16 protein-coding genes are annotated in these 20035 nt (G+C 70.7%); 5 read left to right on the top strand and 11 right to left on the bottom strand.

From position 1 onward, the window contains the following. Position 1: 1 nt before the first annotated feature. Positions 2-1396: an ammonium transporter gene (locus VFB40_RS16715; protein ID WP_324851644.1), complete on the bottom strand. Its 1395-nt coding sequence runs from the start codon at positions 1394-1396 to the stop codon at positions 2-4. Between the two features lie 221 nt (positions 1397-1617). Next, positions 1618-3213: an NsdA family TPR-like regulatory protein gene (locus tag VFB40_RS16710; protein WP_324851642.1), complete on the bottom strand. Its 1596-nt coding sequence runs from the start codon at positions 3211-3213 to the stop codon at positions 1618-1620. 429 nt (positions 3214-3642) lie between these two features. Between VFB40_RS16710 and VFB40_RS16705 the strand changes: the two genes are divergently transcribed. From VFB40_RS16705 to VFB40_RS16695, 3 genes are all read left to right on the top strand, one after another. Beyond that, on the top strand, positions 3643-4416 hold the full coding sequence (locus VFB40_RS16705) for a bifunctional DNA primase/polymerase (protein WP_324851640.1): 774 nt from the start codon (positions 3643-3645) through the stop codon (positions 4414-4416). Positions 4417-4579: 163 nt separating this feature from the next. Then, complete coding sequence (locus VFB40_RS16700) at positions 4580-5149, top strand: type IV toxin-antitoxin system AbiEi family antitoxin domain-containing protein (RefSeq protein WP_324851638.1); 570 nt, start codon at positions 4580-4582, stop codon at positions 5147-5149. Next, on the top strand, positions 5139-5909 hold the full coding sequence (locus VFB40_RS16695) for a nucleotidyl transferase AbiEii/AbiGii toxin family protein (protein ID WP_324851636.1): 771 nt from the start codon (positions 5139-5141) through the stop codon (positions 5907-5909). Before VFB40_RS16700 ends, VFB40_RS16695 begins: the two co-directional genes overlap by 11 nt. Before the next feature lie 343 nt (positions 5910-6252). Here VFB40_RS16695 and ftsY read toward each other — a convergent pair whose 3' ends face one another. From ftsY to VFB40_RS16670, 5 genes are all read right to left on the bottom strand, one after another. After that, positions 6253-7443 (bottom strand): signal recognition particle-docking protein FtsY, encoded by a 1191-nt coding sequence (gene ftsY, locus VFB40_RS16690; RefSeq protein WP_324851634.1) that lies wholly within the window; start codon positions 7441-7443, stop codon positions 6253-6255. A gap of 77 nt (positions 7444-7520) precedes the next feature. After that, entirely contained in the window at positions 7521-8297 is a 777-nt protein-coding gene (locus tag VFB40_RS16685) for a hypothetical protein (RefSeq protein ID WP_324851633.1), read from the bottom strand. Beyond that, positions 8294-8653 (bottom strand): hypothetical protein, encoded by a 360-nt coding sequence (locus tag VFB40_RS16680; RefSeq protein WP_324851632.1) that lies wholly within the window; start codon positions 8651-8653, stop codon positions 8294-8296. The genes VFB40_RS16685 and VFB40_RS16680 overlap by 4 nt, the downstream gene beginning before the upstream one ends. Positions 8654-8745: 92 nt before the next feature. Further along, complete coding sequence (smc, locus tag VFB40_RS16675; protein WP_349261509.1) at positions 8746-12336, bottom strand: chromosome segregation protein SMC; 3591 nt, start codon at positions 12334-12336, stop codon at positions 8746-8748. A gap of 224 nt (positions 12337-12560) precedes the next feature. Beyond that, positions 12561-12773, bottom strand: coding sequence for a hypothetical protein (locus VFB40_RS16670; RefSeq protein WP_324851630.1), 213 nt, complete (start codon positions 12771-12773; stop codon positions 12561-12563). A 346-nt stretch (positions 12774-13119) separates the two neighbouring features. On the opposite strand from VFB40_RS16670, the gene VFB40_RS16665 reads away from it, so the two are divergent. Then, the gene (locus tag VFB40_RS16665) at positions 13120-13743 is read left to right on the top strand and encodes a CAP domain-containing protein (protein WP_324851629.1); all 624 of its coding nucleotides are present in this window, start codon (positions 13120-13122) and stop codon (positions 13741-13743) included. 99 nt (positions 13744-13842) lie between these two features. Here the strand turns inward: VFB40_RS16665 and VFB40_RS16660 are convergent, their stop codons facing one another. Beyond that, on the bottom strand, positions 13843-16518 hold the full coding sequence (locus VFB40_RS16660) for a valine--tRNA ligase (RefSeq protein WP_324851628.1): 2676 nt from the start codon (positions 16516-16518) through the stop codon (positions 13843-13845). A 141-nt stretch (positions 16519-16659) separates the two neighbouring features. On the opposite strand from VFB40_RS16660, the gene VFB40_RS16655 reads away from it, so the two are divergent. Then, complete coding sequence (locus tag VFB40_RS16655; RefSeq protein WP_324851627.1) at positions 16660-17580, top strand: hypothetical protein; 921 nt, start codon at positions 16660-16662, stop codon at positions 17578-17580. Between the two features lie 61 nt (positions 17581-17641). Here the strand turns inward: VFB40_RS16655 and clpX are convergent, their stop codons facing one another. The 3 genes from clpX to VFB40_RS16640 all read right to left on the bottom strand — a co-directional run. Next, positions 17642-18934, bottom strand: coding sequence for an ATP-dependent Clp protease ATP-binding subunit ClpX (gene clpX, locus VFB40_RS16650; protein WP_324851626.1), 1293 nt, complete (start codon positions 18932-18934; stop codon positions 17642-17644). 188 nt (positions 18935-19122) lie between these two features. After that, positions 19123-19773 carry an ATP-dependent Clp protease proteolytic subunit gene (locus tag VFB40_RS16645; RefSeq protein ID WP_324851625.1) on the bottom strand — a complete coding sequence of 217 codons (651 nt, stop codon included), beginning with the start codon at positions 19771-19773 and terminating at the stop codon, positions 19123-19125. Positions 19774-19802: 29 nt separating this feature from the next. Then, a partial coding sequence (locus tag VFB40_RS16640; RefSeq protein WP_324851624.1) for a ClpP family protease occupies positions 19803-20035 on the bottom strand: 233 nt, incomplete at its 5' end.

Here is a 20035-nt window from a genome sequence, read left to right as displayed (position 1 = left end):
GTCAGGCTTCGACCTTCTCATCGGAGGACGCGGCGCCGATCGGCTCGGCCGCCGCAGCGGATGCCGGTGCGGTCGCGACGGCCACGCTCACCGCCGCGCGGTGCAGGGCGCCGCTCAGGCCGCCCCAGTCGTACGCGGTCTCGGCGTGCTCGGTCTGGTCCACGCCGGTGATCTCGGCCTCTTCGGTGACCCGCAGGCCGATGGTCTTGTGCACGACGAACGCCAGGATGAGGGAGACCAGGAAGGAGTAGGCGAACACGATGCCCGCTCCCTCGGCCTGGGCCCACAGCTGGTCAAGGCCGCCGCCGTAGAACAGGCCCTCGCGGGCACCGTTGGTGTAGGCGCCGACCTCGATCGGGTCCGCGAACAGACCGATCAACAGCGTGCCGAGGATACCGCCGACCAGGTGGACGCCCACGACGTCGAGCGAGTCGTCGTAACCGAACTTGTTCTTCAGGTTGATCGCGTAGGCGCAGACGAAGCCGGGGATCAGGCCGACGAAGATGGCGCCGATCGGGGAGACCGAGGCACAGGCCGGGGTGATCGCGACCAGTCCGGCGACCGCGCCGGAGGCGGCGCCGACGGTGGTGAACTTGCCGTGCTGGATCTTCTCCGCGGCCAGCCAGCCGATCACCGCGGTGCAGGTGGCGACCTGGGTGTTGAGGAAGACCACGGAGGCCTGGCCGCTGGCGGTGAGCGCGGAGCCGGCGTTGAAGCCGAACCAGCCGAACCACAGCAGCGCCGCGCCGAGCATCACGAACGGCACGTTGTGCGGCCGCATCGGGTCCTTGCGGAAGCCGACCCGCTTGCCGATCACCAGGGCGCAGGCCAGGGCGCCGGCACCGGCGTTGATGTGGACTGCGGTACCACCGGCGAAGTCCATCACGTGCAGCTTGGCGTTGATGAAGCCGTTCGGGGAGAACACCCAGTGCGCGACCGGGAAGTAGATCAGCGTGACCCAGCCGAGCACGTACACGCTCCAGCCGACGAACTTGGTGCGGTCGGCGATCGCGCCGGAGATCAGCGCGGGGGTGATGATCGCGAACATCAGCTGGAAGCAGGCCACCGCGAACAGCGGGACCCCGGTCGAGCCGTAGATGCCCGGGTGGCCGGAGCTGGCGCCGGTGGCGATGCTGTGCATGCCCCACTGGGTCAGACCGCCCCAGAAGCCGCTTCCGCTCGCGTCATTCGCGTTACCGAACGAAACCGACCATCCGTACAGCACCCATGCAACGGTGACGATCGCGATACAGATGAAGTTCATCATCAGCATGTTGAGCACGCTCTTGGCGCGCACCATGCCGCCGTAGAAGAACGCGAGCCCTGGCGTCATGAGCAGCACGAGCGCCGAGCTCGCCAGCACCCAGGCGGTGTTACCGGAGTCAAGAGTTGGCATCGTTCACGTATCCTTCGCGAGGCCCGCCCGGCGGTCCGGCGCAGCGGCCGAGGACCGTAACAGGGTCGTGTCAGTGGAAAGGTTGCGCACAGGGGGTGCCGACCACGCGGCCGACCGTTCACAGGGGGGTGACGCCGTTGTCCTGCGCAGAACCATCGCCGCGAGCCGTTACCGCTCACAGCGCGTGATGTTTCACTGACGTGACGGATTGCTCAAACTGGTTACGAGCGTGTGAACGCCTGGAGAGGGAGCGCCGCCGCCGGGATCGGGAAGCCGCCGGGGCCGGGAGCGGGGTCGCGCAACCGCTCGGTGAGCTCGCGCAGACCGGGTTCCTGGGGGAAGCGTTGCCGGGCGCGGGCCAGTACTTCGCGCAGCCGTTCCTCGGTCTGCCGCGATCTTAGCCGGACCGCGAGCAAGCAGGCCGTACGCAGGGCGTCGGCGGCCGAGGCGGCGTCGGCGAGCAAGGTTCGGGCGTCGGCGAAACCGATCAGCGCGGCCACGTGGCCACGCAGTTGCGAGGCGCCCTCGCGTTCGTAGAGGAGCACCGCGGCCTCGAACTCGGCGGCGGCCTCGGTGGCGGCGGCCGGGAGGCGGTCGGACAGGTCGCGGAAGGCCTGGCCGAGCTCGGCGTGTAAGGCGGCGGTGGTGTAACCGGCGAGCCACTCCGGCGTGTGGTCTTGCGCACGGCCGAGCTCGTGCGAGGCGGCGGCGCGCTCGGCGGCGTTGCGGCACTGTTCGGCGCGGCCGAGGGCGCCGTAGGCCCGTGCCTCGACCGCTTCGATCAGCGCGCAGGCCAGCGGTTCGAGTTCGCCGCGGGCTCCGGCCCGGCCGACCGCGAGCAGGTCGAGGGCGTCCTGGGCCCGGTTGAGATGGATCAGCTGGCGGCCCATCGCGGCCAGGATCCCGGCGGCGAGCGACCGGTCCCCCGCCTCCTTCGCGCAGTGCAGGCCGAGGATCTGGTAGCGCTGCGCGGTGGCCTGCAGGCCCGAGTCCAGCGCCATCTCCCCGGCCAGCAGCGCGAGCTGCGCGGCGATGCGAAACAGGCGCGGTTGGACGCTCTCACGCGGCGGGGCGGTCTCGCGGAACTGGCGCAGCACCTCGGCGACCTCGTAGAGCTGGCCGACCACGGCCGCGCGCCGGATCCCGCCGCCGACCGCAGCGTCCCACTCCCGGAAGGTGCGCGCCGCCTCCTCCAGCTGCTCGACGAGGATCGCGGTGCGGTTCAGCCGCGGCCGGCCGGCCAGGCCGACGCCGCCGGTCCTGCCGAGGGCGCCCGCTCCGGCCGCGGTCGCCGTGCCGGCCGCACTCGACACGGTGACCGCGCTCATCGGGGCGAGCGTTCCCATGGCGCCGGCCGGGCCCATCGTGCGTACCATCGGCGCGGGCAGCAGCCAGCGCTTGACCGGCTCGACCAGCGCGGACCCGGCGGCCAGCGGCGGAGCCCCGCCCGCGCCGCGGCGCCCGAGTATCAGGTCACTGCGACAGAACTCCGCGAGCAGTTCGGCGGTGCGCTCGGCCGACCAGGGCAGGTCGGTCAGCGTCCCGGCGATCGGGCTGGCCGGCTCGCGCAGCCCCAGGTCGCTGAGCGTGACCACGCAGCCGAAGCGCTCGCTGAACAGCTCGGTCAGGATCCGCGGGATCGGGTCGCGCGGCTGCTCGCCGTCCAGCCAGCGGCGCACCCGGGAGGTGTCGGTGGCGACGTGCGTCGCGCCGAGGTCCCGCGCCCGCCGGTTCACCAGCCGGGCGACCTCGCCCTTCGACCACCCGCTGCGCAGGAACCAGGAGGCGAACAGCTCGTTCGGCAGCCGCTCAGGCACCGGCCCGCCCCTCCCATACATGCCATGCGTCGTCTGCGTCTGAAGCCGCTTGTGACCGCTAGTGAACCCCTAGTGAGCTGAACGTAACCGCTCGACTGCGGCGTTCGCAGCGGAATCTGCAAATGCGCCAGGATTCGCCACCCGGCCTCCGGCGCGTCGTTTTGTCCCCCCGACTAAGGTCTATTGCGGGAGGCTGTTCGCCATCGCTCATTCCGGTGAGGGGACGGAACCGGAGGCGTGCGGCAGTAACCGAATCGGGGCGTCACAGTTGAGAGAGGCGTGACGACGATGCGTGGCCAGCTCGGACTGGGCGCTCTCCTACCGCGCCAAACCGCGCGCCGCCGTGCCGCCGGCCAAAACGCGGCCGGGGCGGCGGCGCGTGCAAATGCAGCCGATACCGAGGCCGCACCGCGTGCACGGGGCCTGAGCGTGCCGGAGCGCTTGCACCCACGCGACCGCGTCGGATCCGGACCCGACGCCGAAGCCCAGTCGGCGCGGCAGATCGCGCCCCGCGTGGGCGCGGGCCTCGGCCTGGCGATCGGCCCGGCCCCGAGCGTGCGCACCAGCGCCGCGTCCCGTGCGCACGCCATCGGCCGCCCACGCACGAGTCCCAGCGCCAGCACCCCCCGCACCGCCGCGTTGCGTTACGCCGCCTGGAACTGGCCGATCACGCCGAGCCCCGACCAGGAGCCGTCCACGGACCTCGAGCAGGTCTTCGCGACGTGGTCCCGGACGCCCGAGTCGCCGATCCTCGCGGCGTGCGGCGTAGCGTTCGACGTCATCGAGGCGGACGCGGCTTCCGGGCGCACGGCACTGATCCGCCTGGACCGCCTGGGCGTGCAGCTCGGTCCGGTCCTGGTCACCCCGCGGCCCGGCGAGCGAACCCGCGGCGCGCGCATCAGCTTCCTCGTACGCGTCGGCACGTCGGCCGCACTCAGCCCCCTGATGGACCCGCGCACCGGCCCCGCCCTGCTCGGCACCGGCAGCCACGTCGAGCTGCCCAAGGTCCTCGAGCAGGCACAGTCGCAGTCGCAGCTCCAACTGCACCTCGCCCAGCGCACCGCCGCACCGCCCCCGGCCGATCCGTTCTGGCTGCGCGCGCCGAGCGTGGCCCGCCCCACCCTCCCCGCGGCCCACGTGGTCCTCGGCGCCCTCGCCCTCGCACCCCGCCGCGCGCTGACCGGCTCACTGCCGACCCGCTGATCGAGCGTCAACCGATCAGCAGATCACTTCACTTTCATCGACTATGATGAGCGTAGGGTTCAAGCCTACGGTGGTGATACAAGTGGCCCGAACGGCGACTGCTCTCCCTCCTGCGCTGGCGCGGCGTGAGAATCGGATCTTGCGGCCAGCGGAAGCAGGGCTCGTGTATGCACACCCGCGCCCTGAACTCAGGCGACTGACCGAGAACGGCGTGATCACGCGCGTTGCCGCCGGCTACTACGTGCTGAACCCGCAGAATCGGCTCGGCGATCATCACTGGCGGCCTGCGATCGAAGCTGTGGCGCTCGGCATCGGGCAGGTCGATTACAGCCGGGACGCGGTGGCGCTGATGGGTGTCACTGCGGCGCGACACCATGGCGCCCTGCCCCGTGCTCTGGCGACCGCCGTCGTAGCAGTTCCTAAACAGCGCCCCCAGCTCGTCACCACCGTAGGCAACGTCGTCTTCGTCAAGCGCGATGCCGCGAAGCTCGACCTGGAGCGCATCACCACGGAGCTGACAGCTGGCTGGGTCACGACAATCGAGCAGACGATGCTTGATCTTGCCGCCAGACCCGAACTGGGAGGCCAACCTGCCACTGAAGCTTTCGACGCCATTCGGGCACTCAACCCGCGCGCCGATGCCGATCTGCTCGCCGAACTCGCCGACGTCCAGCACCGGCCATCGGCATTGCGCACGGTCTGCGACCTGATCGGAACTGCGGATGCTGTCTGACGCCGAACTCTCCGAAACGGCAGCCGAGTTCGGCGTCGCCGAGGATCAGGTTCGCCGGGACCACCTCATCAGCCACCTGCTGCGTGCGATTGCCGACGCTGAATTGCCGCTCGTGTTCTTCGGCGGCACCGCGTTGGCCCGCACGCACCTCACCGATCCGGCACGGGGCGGCCGACTGTCAGAGGACATCGACCTGCACACTCCGGAGCGCGCAAGGCTGGCGTCGATCCTCGACTCGGCATTGCCGCGCGCATTACGGCGCGAGTTTCCCGGCCTGGCTTGCGATCCCGCGCTCAGTCGAACCATGCACCTAGAGCCGGCGAGCCTGGTGACCGGTGATGCATTACGCGTGCGCATCCAACTCATCGACAGCAGAGATCACCATGAGTTGCGGTCCTGGCCTTCGGAACGTCGAGAAGTCAGCCTCCGTTACAGTGACCTGCCGACATCGGTAACCATGTCGGTTCCGACACTTCCCGCGTTCGTCGCGATGAAGACCGCGGCGTGGCTGGACCGCCGCACGGCCCGAGACCTCTATGACCTCGCGGCGCTCGCGAACCTCGGCGCGATCACATCCGAAGCGGCCGGGCTTTACCGTCACATCGCCGGCGTCCAGGTCACGCAGCACTATTTCGACCGCCAGGCGTGCGGCGACTGGGAAAGCCAGCTGCGCCATCAGACGTTGGATCCCGGGACGCCCGAGGCAGCGCTTGCCACCGTCATCTCGGCCTTCGCGCACGCGCTGGGTTGGGAAGAATAGGGCGCGCGAAGGTGCTCGGCCGGCGCGCTCATCTAACGGCCGACGCCAGCGAGACCGTCCCTGCTGACGACGGGCGCGAAGAGAGCGGAGCAGCCGAGCGTCAGCGAGGGTGCGGAGCGTCTGGGACGGAGGGCGGGCAGCCGTAGGCGTTATGGCCAGCCGCAGGCGTGCGCGGAGGCGCCGAGCCGCCAGGCGAGGCGGCGCAGCGCCAGTGCGGCGGAGCGAAGCGGAGCAGGGGACGGCGGGCGGGGGCAGCGAAGCGTCCCGGCGGAGCCGGAATAGCCGCGGGCGTTATCGCCAGCCGCAGACGCTCGACGCGGGCAGAGCGCGCCGAGCGTTCCCGCTACTGCCCAATCAAGGCGTCCACGAAAGCGCCCGGCTCGAAGGGGGCCAGGTCATCCGCGCCCTCGCCGAGGCCGACGAGCTTGACCGGGACGCCGAGCTCCCGCTGGACCGCCACGACGATGCCGCCCTTCGCGGTGCCGTCGAGCTTGGTCAGGACGATGCCGGTGATGTCCACCACCTCGCGGAAGACTCGCGCCTGGACCATGCCGTTCTGGCCGGTGGTCGCGTCGAGGACCAGCAGCACCTCGTCAACCGGGCCGTGCTTCTCGACTACGCGCTTGACCTTGCCGAGCTCGTCCATCAGGCCGACCTTGGTGTGCAGCCGGCCCGCCGTGTCGATTAGGGCCGTGTCGACCCCGTTCTCCTTGGCCTGCTTGACCGCGTCGAACGCCACCGACGCCGGGTCCGCGCCTTCCGGGCCGCGTACCGTGGTCGCGCCGACGCGCTCGCCCCAGGTCTGCAGCTGGTCGGCGGCCGCCGCGCGGAACGTGTCCGCAGCGCCGAGGACCACCGTCCTGCCGTCGGCCACCAGGACGCGGGCGAGCTTGCCGGTGGTCGTGGTCTTGCCGACGCCGTTGACGCCTACGACCATGACGACCGCCGGCCCCTCGCCCTCCGCGCGCAGCGAGCGCACCGTGCGGTCGGTGTCCGGGCCGATTAGGGTCAGCAGCTCCTCGCGCAACAGATTGCGCAGCTCATCCGGGGTACGCGAGCCGAGGACCCGGACGCGGGTGCGCAGCCGCTCGACCAGCTCCTGGGTCGGCGCGACGCCGATGTCGCTGGTCAGCAGGAGGTCCTCGATCTCCTCCCAGGTCTCCTCGTCGAGCTTGTCGCGGGAGAGCAGGCTGAGCAGACCCTTGCCGACCGCGCTGTTCGAGCGGGCGAGGCGGCCGCGCAGGCGTACCAGGCGGCCCGCCGTGGGCTCCGGGACCTCGAGCGGCGGCGCGGTCGGAACGGGAGGCGCGGTGGGAACCGACGGGGCGGTGGGCGCCTCGACGGGCGGTGCCTCGGGGGCGAGTGTGGCGGTCGACGTTCCCCCGGCCGGGCGCTCCTCGACCTGCGGCGCCGTGGGCTCCGCGGGCGGCGGCACCTGGCGGCGGGCGCGGCTCCCGCTCACGAGGTAGTTGCCGAGCACTCCGATCACCGCCAAGGCGAGCACGACGGCGATGACGATGATCACAATCTCCATGAAGCCATTCTCTCAAGGCGCGGGGGTTGCCGGGGCCACGCCGCCCGCGCGCGGGCGTAAAGCGCTCGGGAGGAGGATCACAGCGCGGACGTCACGTCCGGCGCGAGGTCGAAGACGAAGCGCATCGCCTCGATCCGCTTGAAGCCGCGCACCGCGTCGAGCACCTTGATCACGTCCGAGTACAGCGCACTGAGCTTGCCGCCGATGGTCGCGATCTTCTTGGCCACGTAGGTCAGCTCCATCTGGACCTGGGCCGCGGCCACCGGCGTCACCGTCCCGGCCGTCATCAGTTCCGCGACGATGAGTCCGCCGAGCGAACCGAGCAGCAGGTTGATCAGCATCTGCACAGTGCTCTCCGCCAGCTGCGCCTCGCTGCGCACCGCCTTCAGGCAGTCCCGCGTGGTGCGCACGCATCCGGCGAGGACATCGAGTTCGGTCAGGTAGGCGTCCAGCCCCGCGCCGAACCGCTCGGCCTCGGTTCCGGTCCAGGCGGCGCGAAGCGGCTGCGCCGCGGCTCGGATCGACGCAGCGATGGCCTCGATCTCGTGGAACGCCGCCTCCCAGGCCCGCTCCGCCGCTTGGAGTTCGGCGCAGTCGCCGGTGAGCCGCTCCAGCGCGTGGAACGGATTCGGCGCGCCGGTGTGGTCGCAGGCCCAGAAGATCAGCTTCTTCTCCAGCGTGCCGAGGCCCGGTACCGGGATGCTCGGGATGTGGACGCGTGCGAGGTGGGTTCGGCCGATCTGCGCCAGCGCGGCCTCGTCGATCGGGTCGTGGGCGTGGTCACGGTACGTCGCAGGGTTCTTGCAAGCGCGGTCGTAGCGATGGGACCAGTGGCGGGTGCGCGCGCGGCTCATGAGGCGTCAGCCGGGCAGATCGGTGCTGACGCCGGCGCGAGTGGGGCGTCGGCGGTGAACTCGGTGAGTAGGTGCTCGATGACGGCGCGGGCCTCGCCGAGGTTGTGCTCGGTCGCGGGAAGCCGCTTGTGGTAAGCGTCGCGCACCTTAGCCGCGTCGATGAGCTTGCCGAAGGCCTCGTCATGCACCCTGGCGGCGTTGAGGCTCCCCGCGATGCCGCCTAGTCGTTCGGCTGCGGAAGCGAGCGCGTCGACGAAAGCGGTGACCGCGGCCAGATCGACGCCCGGAAGTGCTCTGATCGCGGCTGTCTTGATCGCGGCTGTCTTGATCGCGGCGCTGTCGGTTCGCTCCGGCACGATTCCCCCTGCCGACGTCCTCCCCTACGTTACGGGACGGGAGGATACCGCCCGGGACGGACAGATCGGCAGGGCTCTTATCTGACGGTGCGTCAGGCCGCGGCGGCGTCCCGCATCTTCTGCGAGATGACGGTCGTGATGCCGTCGCCGCGCATCGAGACGCCGTAGAGCGCGTCGGCGACCTCCATCGTGCGCTTCTGGTGCGTGATCACGATCAGCTGCGAGGACTCACGCAGCTCCTCGAAAATCCGGATCAGCCGCTGCAGGTTGGTGTCGTCGAGCGCCGCCTCGACCTCGTCCATGACATAGAACGGCGACGGCCTGGCCTTGAAGATGGCCACCAGCAGCGCGACGGCGGTCAGCGAGCGCTCGCCGCCGGACAGCAGCGACAGCCGCTTGACCTTCTTGCCCGGCGGGCGCGCCTCCACCTCGATACCGGTGGTCAGCATGTCCTCCGGGTCGGTGAGGTACAGCCGGCCCTCGCCGCCGGGGAACAGCCGGGAGAAGACGCCCTCGAACTCGCGCGCGGTGTCGGCGTAGGCCTCGGCGAAGACCTGCTGCACCCGCTCGTCGACCTCCTTGACCACCTGGAGCAGGTCGGTGCGGGTCTTCTTCAGGTCCTCCAGCTGCTCGTTGAGGAACTTGTAGCGTTCTTCGAGGGCGGCGAACTCCTCCAGGGCCAGCGGGTTGACCTTGCCGAGCGCGGCGTAGTCCTTCTCCGCCTGCCGCAGCCGCTTCTCCTGCTCGGCGCGGACGAAGGGGATGGGGGCGTTGCGCGGGTCGTCGGGGTTGTCGGCGTTGATGAGGGCAGCCGCCGGCGGCACGAGCTTGTCCGGGCCGTACTCGTCGAGCAGCGCCTCGACGGTGACGCCGAACTCCTCGAGCGCGCGGGCCTCCAGCTGCTCGATGCGCATCCGCTTCTCGGCGCGGGCCACCTCGTCGCGGTGCACCGAGTCGGTCAGCTTCTCCAGCTCGCCGGCCAGTTCACGCACCCGGCCGCGCAGGATCTGCAGCGCCGCCTCGCGTTCGGCCCGGTCGCGCTCCGCCGCCTCCCGTTCGGCCCCGGCGCGGGTGAGCGAGATCTCCAGGCAGGCGAGGGTCTGCCGGGCGCCGGAGAGCACGGCCTGCGCGACGGAGGCCTGCCGGGACGCGCGCTGCTGACGTTCGGCGGCGCGGGACCGGGCCTCGCGCTCCTGGCGGGCGTTGCGGTCGAGCGCGTCGGCGCGGCCGGCCAGGGAACGCGCGCGCTCCTCCCCGGTGCGTACCGCGAGCCGCGCCTCCATCTCGGCGGCGCGCGCGGCACTCGCCTCGGCGGCCAGCTCGTCGCGGGCGTCCGGGGCCAGGTCGAAGCCCTCCTCCAGCGCCTCGGCGGCGGCGATCGCCTCCTCGTGCTGGAGTTCGAGGTCGGCGAGGGTCTGCAGGTCCTTCTCGCGCGCGCCCTCGGCGGTCTCGATGGACTTGGCGTACCGCTCGACCTCGCTGAGCGCGGCGCGGGCCTGGCCGCCGAGCCGGCCGAGCTGCTGCGCGACCGAGGCCTTCTGCGCGTCGGCGGCGCGGCGCTGGGCGAGCAGCGCGTCGAGGGTCTGCTTGGCGGTGCGCTGGCCTTCGGTGGCTTCTTCGAGCTCGGCGCGCAGGCGACGGGCCCGCTCCCCGGCCTCCAGCAGCTTCTCGGCGGCCTCGTCCACGGCGGCCTGCACTTCGAGCAGGGAGGGCGCGGAGGAGGAGCCGCCGTGTGCGACGTGCCGGCCGAGCACGTCGCCGTCCCGGGTGACCGCGACCAGGTCCGGGTGCGCGCCGACCAGCGAGGAGGCCTCGCCGAGGTCGTCCACTATGGCCATGCCGCGCAGCAGGCGGCGCAGCGAGGCGCGCATCTCCTCGGGGACGGTGACCAGGTCGACGACGTACTTCGCGTACGGCGGCAGCGTCGGCCACTCGGCGAAGCGGTCGTCGGCCGGGGCGCCGCCGACGATGATGGCCGCGCGGCCCTTGTCCTCGGACTTCAGCAGCCGGATGGCGTTGACCGCGGCATCGGCGGAGGAGACCGCGACGGCGTCGGCGGCCAGGCCGAGCGCGGCGGCGACGGCGGCCTCGGCGCCCTGCTCGACGGTCAGTATCGCGGCGACCGAGCCGAGCAGGCCGGAGAGCCGGTCGGTGGCGGCCAGCAGCGCCCCCGCGCCGTCCTTGCGGTTGAGGCCGAGCTCAAGCGCTTCCTTGCGGGCGGCCATCGCGCCGCGCTCCCGCTCGGCGTCGCGTTCGGCTGCGCGCAGCGCGGTCAAGGTGTCCTCGGCGGTGGCCACCGCCTCGGTGGCCGCCTCCACCTCGGCGTCCAGGCCGTCGCCGCCGTCGATTCCCTCGACCTCGGCCTTGAGCAGGTCATATTCGCGCTGCACCGCGGCGGCCCGGCCACGTGCCTCGTCGTGCGCGGCGTGCAGCCGGTCGATCTCGGCCTGCGCGGCCCCGGACCGGGACTTGACCGCGTCGACCCGGCCGGCCAGCTTGGCCAGGTTCTCCCGGCGGTCGGCGGCCGAACGCACGGCCGCGGCCAGCCGCTTCTCCTCCATGGCCAGCGCGTTCTCGGATTCGCCGCGGCGGCGTACCGCGTCGGCCAGCACGCGCTGGGCCTCGGCGATCTCCTCGGCGATCGTCTCTTCCTGCTCCCGGATGCGCTGCGCCTCGCGCTCCATGTCCTCCGGGTCGCGGCCGCGTCGCTCGTTCGCGTCGGCGCCTTGGGCCAACTGGTTGAGGTTGCGCACCCGCTCCCCGGCGAGCGACGCGGTACCGCGCAGCCGCTCACGCAGGGAGGAGAGGCGGTACCAGGCCTCCTGCACGGCGGCCAGGTGCGGTACCAGCTCCTGGACTTCGTGCTCCAGCTCGGTCTCGCGGGCCTGGCTCTCCGCGTACTCGCGCTCCAGCTGCGCGCGCAGCTCGCGGATCGCGGTGTCGTCCGCGGTCTCCTTCTCGTAGGCCGTGCGCAGCTCGGTCAGGTCGTCGGCGAGCAGGCGCAGCCGGGCGTCGCGCAGGTCGGCCTGGATCACGGCGGCGCGCCGGGCCACCTCGGCCTGCCGGCCCAGCGGCTTGAGCTGGCGGCGCAGCTCGGTGGTCAGGTCGGTGATGCGGGTGAGGTTGGCCTGCATCGCGTCCAGCTTCCGCAGCGCCTTCTCCTTGCGCTTGCGGTGCTTGAGGACTCCGGCCGCCTCCTCGATGAAGGCGCGCCGCTCCTCGGGGCCTGCCTGCAGGACCGCGTCGAGCTGGCCCTGCCCGACGATCACGTGCATCTCGCGGCCGATGCCGGAGTCGGAGAGCAGCTCCTGGATGTCCAGCAGGCGACAGTTGGAGCCGTTGATCGCGTACTCCGAGCCGCCGTTGCGGAACATGATCCGCGAGATGGTGACCTCGGTGTAGTCGATCGGCAGGGCGCCGTCGGTGTTGTCGATGGTGAGGGTGACCTCGGCCCGGCCGAGCGGCGGGCGCCCCGCGGTGCCCGCGAAGATCACGTCCTCCATCTTGCCGCCGCGCAGCGACTTGGCGCCCTGCTCGCCCATGACCCAGGCGAGGGCGTCGACGACGTTGGACTTCCCGGAGCCGTTCGGGCCGACGACGCAGGTGATCCCGGGCTCGAAGCGCAGGGTCGTCGCGGAGGCGAACGACTTGAAGCCCCGGAGGGTCATGCTCTTCAGGTACACGTCGGTCGGAGTCCTAGCGGGGCCGGGCGGGAAGGCTTATCCCTTGAGCGTACCCGGCCGAGGCGACGGCTCCGGGCGAGCCGTCCGGATTCCGGGGAAAGTCGTACCGGTACCGGGGGCGGACGGACCCGGGAAGCGGAGAAGGGACGCGGATCCGCGTCCCTTCACAGTGTTTCGGGTGCCGTCGGTGTCGGCCGGCGCCTCCGGTTGACCGGAGAATCCGGTCAGGTCAGCGCGGGCTCCCGCTCGGCGACCGTGGTGGCGAACAGCTCGTGGTCCAGAGAGGTGGTCTGCACTGCCGCCGCGAGCGAGTCGTTCTCAGCCTGTACTCGTACAAGCTGGTCTTCGAGGTCACGTACTCGCTGCTGCAGCCTCCGCATCTCGGCGACCATGCGCGGGTCCGTCCCCCCGATGTGTCCGAGTAGCGCCTTAGCCATTCCAGGGTCCTCCACGCTGAGTGACCGACACGGCGTCTGGTATGCCGTGTCACGTGAGGTCGGTTCGCGCGGCGTCGTCATGCATGGTCGGTGCTGGGGCTGGAGGGGTGCCGAAGGGGGTAAAGAGCCCGGCTGTAGTGCAGCTGAAGCCGACTCTTGTACGTCCCGGCAAGCGCGGCGGCCCACTGGCGTCCTACGGTGCAAAACGACAGGTGCGCGGGCTTCTAGCGTCTCACCAACCCCGTCCCCGGTCAAATCCGGAGAGGAGTTGCTACCTTTCGGAGGTTTGGCTCCGCTTCGGCGTGGGCACCATGTTCCGCCGTTCGGGCGGAATATGGTCTTCCGCATGATCAACGAAAGCCGTCCGGCATCGGACGAGGCACGCGAGCGCAGTCTGCGGCGGGTACTTCAGGCGGCCGTCGGCGCGGGGGCGCTGGCCGTGCCGATGCCCTTGGCGTTTCATCAGATCCCGGTCGCGGCGCCCATGCTGCGCGAGGCGCCGCCGGAGACCGGGGCCGTGCACGATGTGCAGTCCGCGGGGGGTTTCTACGCGGAGGAGGTCATGGAACTGGTCAATCAGCAGCGGGCCGCCAACGGGTGCCCGCCGCTGGCGATCAACCTCGCCATGACCAGCGCCGCCTACGAGCACTCGCAGGACATGGCAGTCAACGGTTACTTCTCGCACGATACGCCGTCCGGGGTCACTCCGTGGACCCGGATGCAGAACGCGGGATACGCCCAGCCGGCGGCGGAGAACATCGCCGAGGGATACCGCACTCCGCAGGAGGTGGTGAACGGCTGGATGAATTCACCGGGGCACCGACAGAATATTCTGAACTGTTCATACAAGGCGGCCGGAGTCGGCTATTACGACGGGCCGTCGAAAAACGCACCGGCAAACGGCGCGCAGAACTCCAGTGGATCAAACTCGGCCGGCCCGTGGTGGACCGAGGACTTCGGTTTTGAATAAGGGTTCCGATACAGCGCTCGGGGCTGAGTGAAGCAAAGCGGCGCACGACCCGGTCGGGTCGTGCGCCGCGCTGCGTACGGTCGTCGCGGTGCGCCGTTCTCAGCCCTGCGGCAGAGATTCCAGCTGCGCGGTGATCCGGTCGACGTCGGCCCGCGCCTCGGTGAGCCGGGTGCGGATCTTCGCCACCACGGCCTCCGGGGCCTTGCTCAGGAAGCCCTCGTTGCCCAGCTTCGCCTCGGCCCCCGCGATCTCCTTCTGCGCGGCCGCGAGGTCCTTGGCCAGCCGGGCCCGCTCGGCCGCCACGTCGATCGCGCCGGACAGGTCGAGCTGCACGGTGGCCCGCGCGGTCTGCAGCGTGGCGGTGGCCGCGAAGCCCTCGCCGGGGTCGGTCAGCCGGGCCAGCGTGCGGATCTCGGCCTCGTGCGCGGCCAGCGGGCCGGAGAGGGCCAGCGTCGCGGCCACCTTCTGCCCCACCTTCAGGCCCTGGTCGGCGCGGAACCTGCGCACCTCGGTCACCGCCTGCTGGAGCGCGGCGATCTCGGCCTCCGCCTCGGGGTCGTGCAGCGACTCGTCGGCCACCGGCCAGGCCGCCACCACGATCGAGTCCGCCTCGTCCGGCGCGCCGCCCTCGTTCGCCTGAGCGCGCAGGGCCAGCCACAGCTCCTCGGTCACGTACGGGACATACGGGTGCAGCAGCCGCAGCGTCACGTCCAGCACGTGCCCGAGCACCGCCCGCGTGGCCTCGGCCTCGTCACCGCCGCGCCCGAGCGGGCCCTTGGACAGCTCCACGTACCAGTCGAACACCTCGTCCCAGGCGAAGTGGTAGAGCGCCTCGCAGGCCTTGGCGTGCTGGTAGTCCTCCATGTACGCGTCCACCTCGGCGGTGACCGCGGTCAGCCGGGAGAGGATCCACCGGTCGGCCGCGCCGAGCCGTTCGCGCGGCGGCAGCGGGGCCGGGGCCGCGCCGTTCATCAGCGCGAAGCGGGTCGCGTTCCAGACCTTGTTGCAGAAGTTGCGCGAGCCCTGCGCCCATTCCTCGCTGGTGGCCAGGTCCGCGCCCGGGTTCGCGCCGCGGGCCAGGGTGAAGCGCACGGCGTCGGAGCCGTAGTTCTCCATCCACTCCAGCGGGTCCACGCCGTTGCCGCGCGACTTGGACATCTTCTTGCCGAACTTGTCGCGCACCAGGCCGTGCAGCGACACGGTGCGGAAGGGCACCGATTCGACGGGACCGCGGTCCTTCATCGCGTACAGGCCGAACAGCATCATCCGCACGACCCAGAAGAACAGGATGTCGTACCCGGTCACCAGCACGCTGGTCGGATAGAACTTGCGCAGGTCCTCGGTGTCGTCCGGCCAGCCGAGCGTGGAGAACGGCCACAGGCCGGAGGAGAACCAGGTGTCGAGCACGTCAGGGTCCTGCGTCCAGCCGGCGCCGGGCGGCTCCTCGTCCGGGCCCACGCACACCATCTCGCCGTTCGGGCCGTACCACACCGGGATGCGGTGGCCCCACCACAGCTGCCGGGAGATGCACCAGTCCAGCAGGTTGTCGGTCCAGGCGAAGTAGCGCGGCTCCATCTCCTTCGGGTGGATCTTCACCCGGCCTTCGCGCACCGCGGCGGAGGCCTCGGCGGCCAGCGGGCCCACCTTCACCCACCACTGCAGCGAGAGGCGCGGCTCCACCACCGTGTCGCAGCGCGAGCAGTGGCCCACCGCGTGCAGGTACGGCCGCTTCTCGGCCACGATGCGGCCCTCTTCGCGCAGCGCCGCGACCACGGCGGGCCTGGCCTCGAAGCGGTCGAGGCCCTGGAACGGGCCGTGCGCGGTGATCGAACCGCGCTCGTCCATGATCAGCAGCGAGGGCAGGCCGTGGCGCTGGCCGATCTCGAAGTCGTTCGGGTCGTGCGCCGGGGTCACCTTCACCGCGCCGGTGCCGAACTCGGGGTCCACGTGCCGGTCCGCCACGATCGGCACCCGGCGCCCGGTGAACGGGATCTCGATCTCGGTGCCCACCAGGTGCTTGTAGCGCTCGTCGTCCGGGTGCACGGCCACCGCGGTGTCGCCGAGCATGGTCTCGGCCCGGGTGGTGGCCACCACGATCGAGTGCGCGCCGTCGCCGTAGCGGATCGAGACCAGCTCGCCCTCGTCCTCCTCGTGGTTCACCTCGATGTCGGAGAGCGCGGTCATGCAGCGCGGGCACCAGTTGATGATCCGCTCGGCGCGGTAGATCAGGCCGTCGTCGTAGAGGCGCTTGAAGATGGTCTGCACGGCGCGGGAGAGCCCGGCGTCGAAGGTGAAGCGCTCGCGGCTCCAGTCCACCGAGGCGCCCAGCCGCCGCATCTGGTTCAGGATGCGGCCGCCGTACTCGGCCTTCCACTCCCACACCTTCTCCACGAAGGCTTCCCGGCCCAGGTCGTGCCGGGACAGGCCCTCCTTGGCGATCTCGCGCTCCACCGCGTTCTGGGTCGCGATGCCGGCGTGGTCCATGCCGGGCAGCCACAGCGTCTCGAAGCCCTGCATCCGCTTGCGGCGCGTGATCGCGTCCTGGATGGTCATGTCGAGGGCGTGGCCGATGTGCAGCGAGCCGTTCACGTTCGGCGGCGGGATCACGATGGTGTGCGCGGGACGCTCGCTCTTCGCGTCGGCCTCGAAGTAGCCGGCCCGTACCCAGCGCTCGTAAAGCTTCCCCTCTACCTGCGCGGGCGCGTATTGCGTCGGCAGGGTGGCGGCGGCGTCCGGCTGGGCGCCCTGGCTCTGAGGGGAAGTGGTATCGGTCACGCTCCGATTGTACGGATCGCGCAGCGGGCTCCGTTCCCAATTACCGTCGTCGCGCGGCTGGAGGCACCCGCCTTATTCGGCGCCGCCTCGATAGTGTTTGCGCGCTTCGCCGCCGCGGCGGGGCAGGGAGGGTTTGACGCCATGTCATGGGACGCGCAACCGCCTTCGGAGCCGGCTCAACCGGATCAGCAGCAAGACGCCCCGCAGTGGTACGCGCCGCAGCCGGACCCGTCTCAGTGGCACGCGACACAGCAGTGGGAGGCGGCTCAGGGGAATCCGGGAGCCGCGAATCCCTCGCCCTGGGGTCAGCCTCAGTACCAGGCGGGGCCGCCGTTCTTCGCGGGGCCTCCCATGGGCACCGCGCAGCCGCCCAAGCGCAGCCGGACCGGCTGGTACGTCGGGCTCGGCGCGGGCGCGGTCCTGGTCGCGGGAGTCGTGGCGGCCGTCGTGGCGATGAGCGGCGGCAACCCGACGACACCGGCCGCACAGACCGGTCCGACGGCGACTGCCACTCCCGCGTCCGGGTCGAGCACGCCGAGCAACGGGACGGACCCCTCGCCGACCGGCGCCGGTACGGCCGGTTCGCAGACCTCGCACACGCTCAGCGTCCCGATGGCCGCGGGGCCGCTGCACCTGGTGGTCAACGGGGACACTCAGCAGCGAATCAGCGATCTGAAGAAGAACCTGCAGTCGAACACCGCCTATCCGGATCCGCAGGTCGGCTTCTACCGGGTCGGTTCGGCGGCTTCCTTCAGCGTGTGGCTGTTGGCGGAGAGCACCGCCAACTTGTCGGATTTCCAGACCAGCCTCGGCATCATGGGCCCGACGGGCGTGATGAAGCAGATCACCAACGGCGCGTCGATGACGAACGTGACCGTGGAGAATCCCGGGGCACTGGGCGGCGCGCTGGACTGCGGCAAGCTGAACGTGGACGGGACCGCGGTGCGTTCCTGCGTGTGGGTGGACCACAGCACCTTCGGCTGGGTCTACTTCCTGCCCAGCGTGAGCCAGAGCAAGATGGTCGCCTACACGCTCGACCTGCGCGCGGCCGCCGAGCACTGAGACGCCGAGAGCGGCGGGGAATCCCTCGCCGCTCTGGAACGTACCGGTCCCCGCTGCCCCGCTACGCCGACTTCTCGCGCGGGGTGCGGTTCTGGTTGGCCCGGTGCGGCGAGTCGCGCGGCACCAGCGTCGGATTCGCGTGCTCCTTCACCGACTCCGCGGTGATCAGCACCTGGGCCACGTCGCGGCGGGAGGGCACCTCGTACATCACCGAGAGCAGCACCTCCTCCATGATCGCGCGCAGGCCGCGCGCCCCGGTGCCGCGCAGGATGGCCAGGTCCGCGATGGCCTCGATGGCGTCGTCGGAGAACTCGAGCTCGACGCCGTCCAGCGCCATCAGGTGCTGGTACTGGCGCAGCAGCGCGTTCTTCGGCTCGATCAGGATGCGGCGCAGCGAGTCGCGGTCGGGACTCTGCACGCTGGTGATGACCGGTAGGCGGCCGATGAACTCGGGGATCATCCCGAATTTGATCAGGTCGTCCGGCATGACCTCGTGGAAGACGTCCTGGGATTCCAGCTCGGCACGGCTGCGCAGCGTGGCGCCGAAGCCGATGCCCTGCTTGCCGATCCGGGCCTGGATGATCTTCTCCAGGCCGGCGAAGGCCCCGCCCACGATGAACAGCACGTTCGTCGTGTCGATCTGGATGAACTCCTGGTGCGGGTGCTTGCGGCCGCCCTGCGGGGGCACCGCCGCGACCGTGCCCTCCAGTATCTTCAGCAGCGCCTGCTGGACGCCCTCGCCGGAGACGTCGCGGGTGATCGACGGGTTCTCGCTCTTGCGGGCGATCTTGTCGACCTCGTCGATGTAGATGATCCCGGTCTCGGCCTTCTTCACGTCGAAGTCGGCGGCCTGGATCAGGCGCAGCAGGATGTTCTCGACGTCCTCGCCGACGTACCCGGCCTCGGTCAGCGCGGTCGCGTCGGCGATGGCGAACGGGACGTCGAGCATCCGGGCGAGGGTCTGGGCGAGGAAGGTCTTGCCGGAGCCGGTCGGGCCGAGCAGCAGGATGTTCGACTTGGCCAGCTCGACGGTCTCGTCACGCGAGGAGCGGCCGGTGTCGCCCGCCTGCACCCGCTTGTAGTGGTTGTACACGGCCACCGACAGCGCCTTCTTGGCGGAGTCCTGGCCGATCACGTACTGGTCGAGGAAGTCGTAGATCTCCCGCGGCTTGGGCAGTTCCGACCACCGGTGCTCGGCGGAACCCGCCAGCTCCTCCTCGATGATCTCGTTGCACAGGTCGATGCACTCGTCGCAGATGTACACGCCGGGTCCGGCGATCAGCTTCTTGACCTGCTTCTGGCTCTTCCCGCAGAAGGAGCACTTGAGCAGGTCGCCCTCACCGATGCGTGCCACGGGGTGGATCTCCTTCGCCTCGACGCCGGACGCCCGGCCCGGCGGGGCCGAAAAAGCCCTCAATGGAAGAAGGTACCGCGTTCGCGGCCGGAACGGGGGCAGGTAAACGCCGGGAAGCTTCCCTGCGCCCCCCGCCGTCCGTTCCGGCGCGACGCGGCCTCAAGCAAATCTGGGGGTCGGCCGACCGGTCAGAGCGATGGCCGGGCCATGCCCTCGACCCGGCTGGTGACCACCTGGTCGACCAGGCCGTATTCCACGGCCTGAGCCGCCGTCAGGATCTTGTCCCGCTCGATGTCCTCGCGCACCTGCTCCTCGCTGCGGCCGCTGTGCTTGGAGAGCAGGCTCTCCAGCAGGGCGCGCATCCGCAGGATCTCGTTGGCCTGGATCTCCAGGTCGTTGAGGTCTGCGCGGCCGGTCTCGGTGTACGGCTGGTGGATCAGGATGCGGGCGTTGGGCAGCGCGAGCCGCTTGCCCTTCGTGCCCGCGCCGAGCAGCACCGCCGCGGCCGAGGCGGCCTGGCCGATGCAGACGGTCACGATGTCCGGCTTGACGAACTGCATCGTGTCGTAGATCGCGGTCAGCGCGGTGAACGAGCCGCCCGGGGAGTTGATGTAGATGGTGATGTCCCGGTCCGGGTCCATCGACTCCAGGGTCAGCAGCTGCGCCATGACGTCGTTCGCGGACGCGTCGTCGACCTGGACGCCGAGGAAGATGATGCGCTCCTCGAACAGCTTGGCGTAGGGGTCGTACTCGCGCACGCCCTGGCTGGTGCGCTCGATGAAGTGGGGCAGGACGTACCGGGCCTCGTGCCTGCGCGCGGCCGACTGGCTCTCAGTCATTGCGGAATTCCTTGTCTGGTCGCGGCGGGTCAGGAGGTGGTGACCGGGTTGTTCACCGGGTCGTGCGCGGCGGAGGTGAAGATGTCGTCGATCAGGCCGTACTCCTTGGCCTGCTCCGGGGTGAACCAGCGGTCGCGGTCGGAGTCGCGGGTGATCTGGTCGACGCTCTGACCGCTGTGGAACCCGATCAGCTCGGCCATCCGGTGCTTCATGCGGATGAGCTGCTCCGCCTGGATCCGGATGTCCGTGGCCGAACCGCCCA

It is taken from the genome of Actinocrinis sp., from assembly GCF_035650855.1.
Classification (GTDB): domain Bacteria; phylum Actinomycetota; class Actinomycetes; order Streptomycetales; family Catenulisporaceae; genus Actinocrinis.
This window is presented reverse-complemented; position numbering and strand designations above follow the sequence as displayed.

Coding starts and splice junctions, on each gene's coding strand:
- VFB40_RS16645 (WP_324851625.1), bottom strand. CDS start 19,773: ATGACTGAGAGCCAGTCGGCCGCGCGCAGGCACGAGGCCCGGTACGTC.
- VFB40_RS16665 (WP_324851629.1), top strand. CDS start 13,120: ATGATCAACGAAAGCCGTCCGGCATCGGACGAGGCACGCGAGCGCAGT.
- VFB40_RS16685 (WP_324851633.1), bottom strand. CDS start 8,297: ATGAGCCGCGCGCGCACCCGCCACTGGTCCCATCGCTACGACCGCGCT.
- ftsY (WP_324851634.1), bottom strand. CDS start 7,443: ATGGAGATTGTGATCATCGTCATCGCCGTCGTGCTCGCCTTGGCGGTG.
- VFB40_RS16715 (WP_324851644.1), bottom strand. CDS start 1,396: ATGCCAACTCTTGACTCCGGTAACACCGCCTGGGTGCTGGCGAGCTCG.
- VFB40_RS16695 (WP_324851636.1), top strand. CDS start 5,139: ATGCTGTCTGACGCCGAACTCTCCGAAACGGCAGCCGAGTTCGGCGTC.
- VFB40_RS16670 (WP_324851630.1), bottom strand. CDS start 12,773: ATGGCTAAGGCGCTACTCGGACACATCGGGGGGACGGACCCGCGCATG.
- VFB40_RS16655 (WP_324851627.1), top strand. CDS start 16,660: ATGTCATGGGACGCGCAACCGCCTTCGGAGCCGGCTCAACCGGATCAG.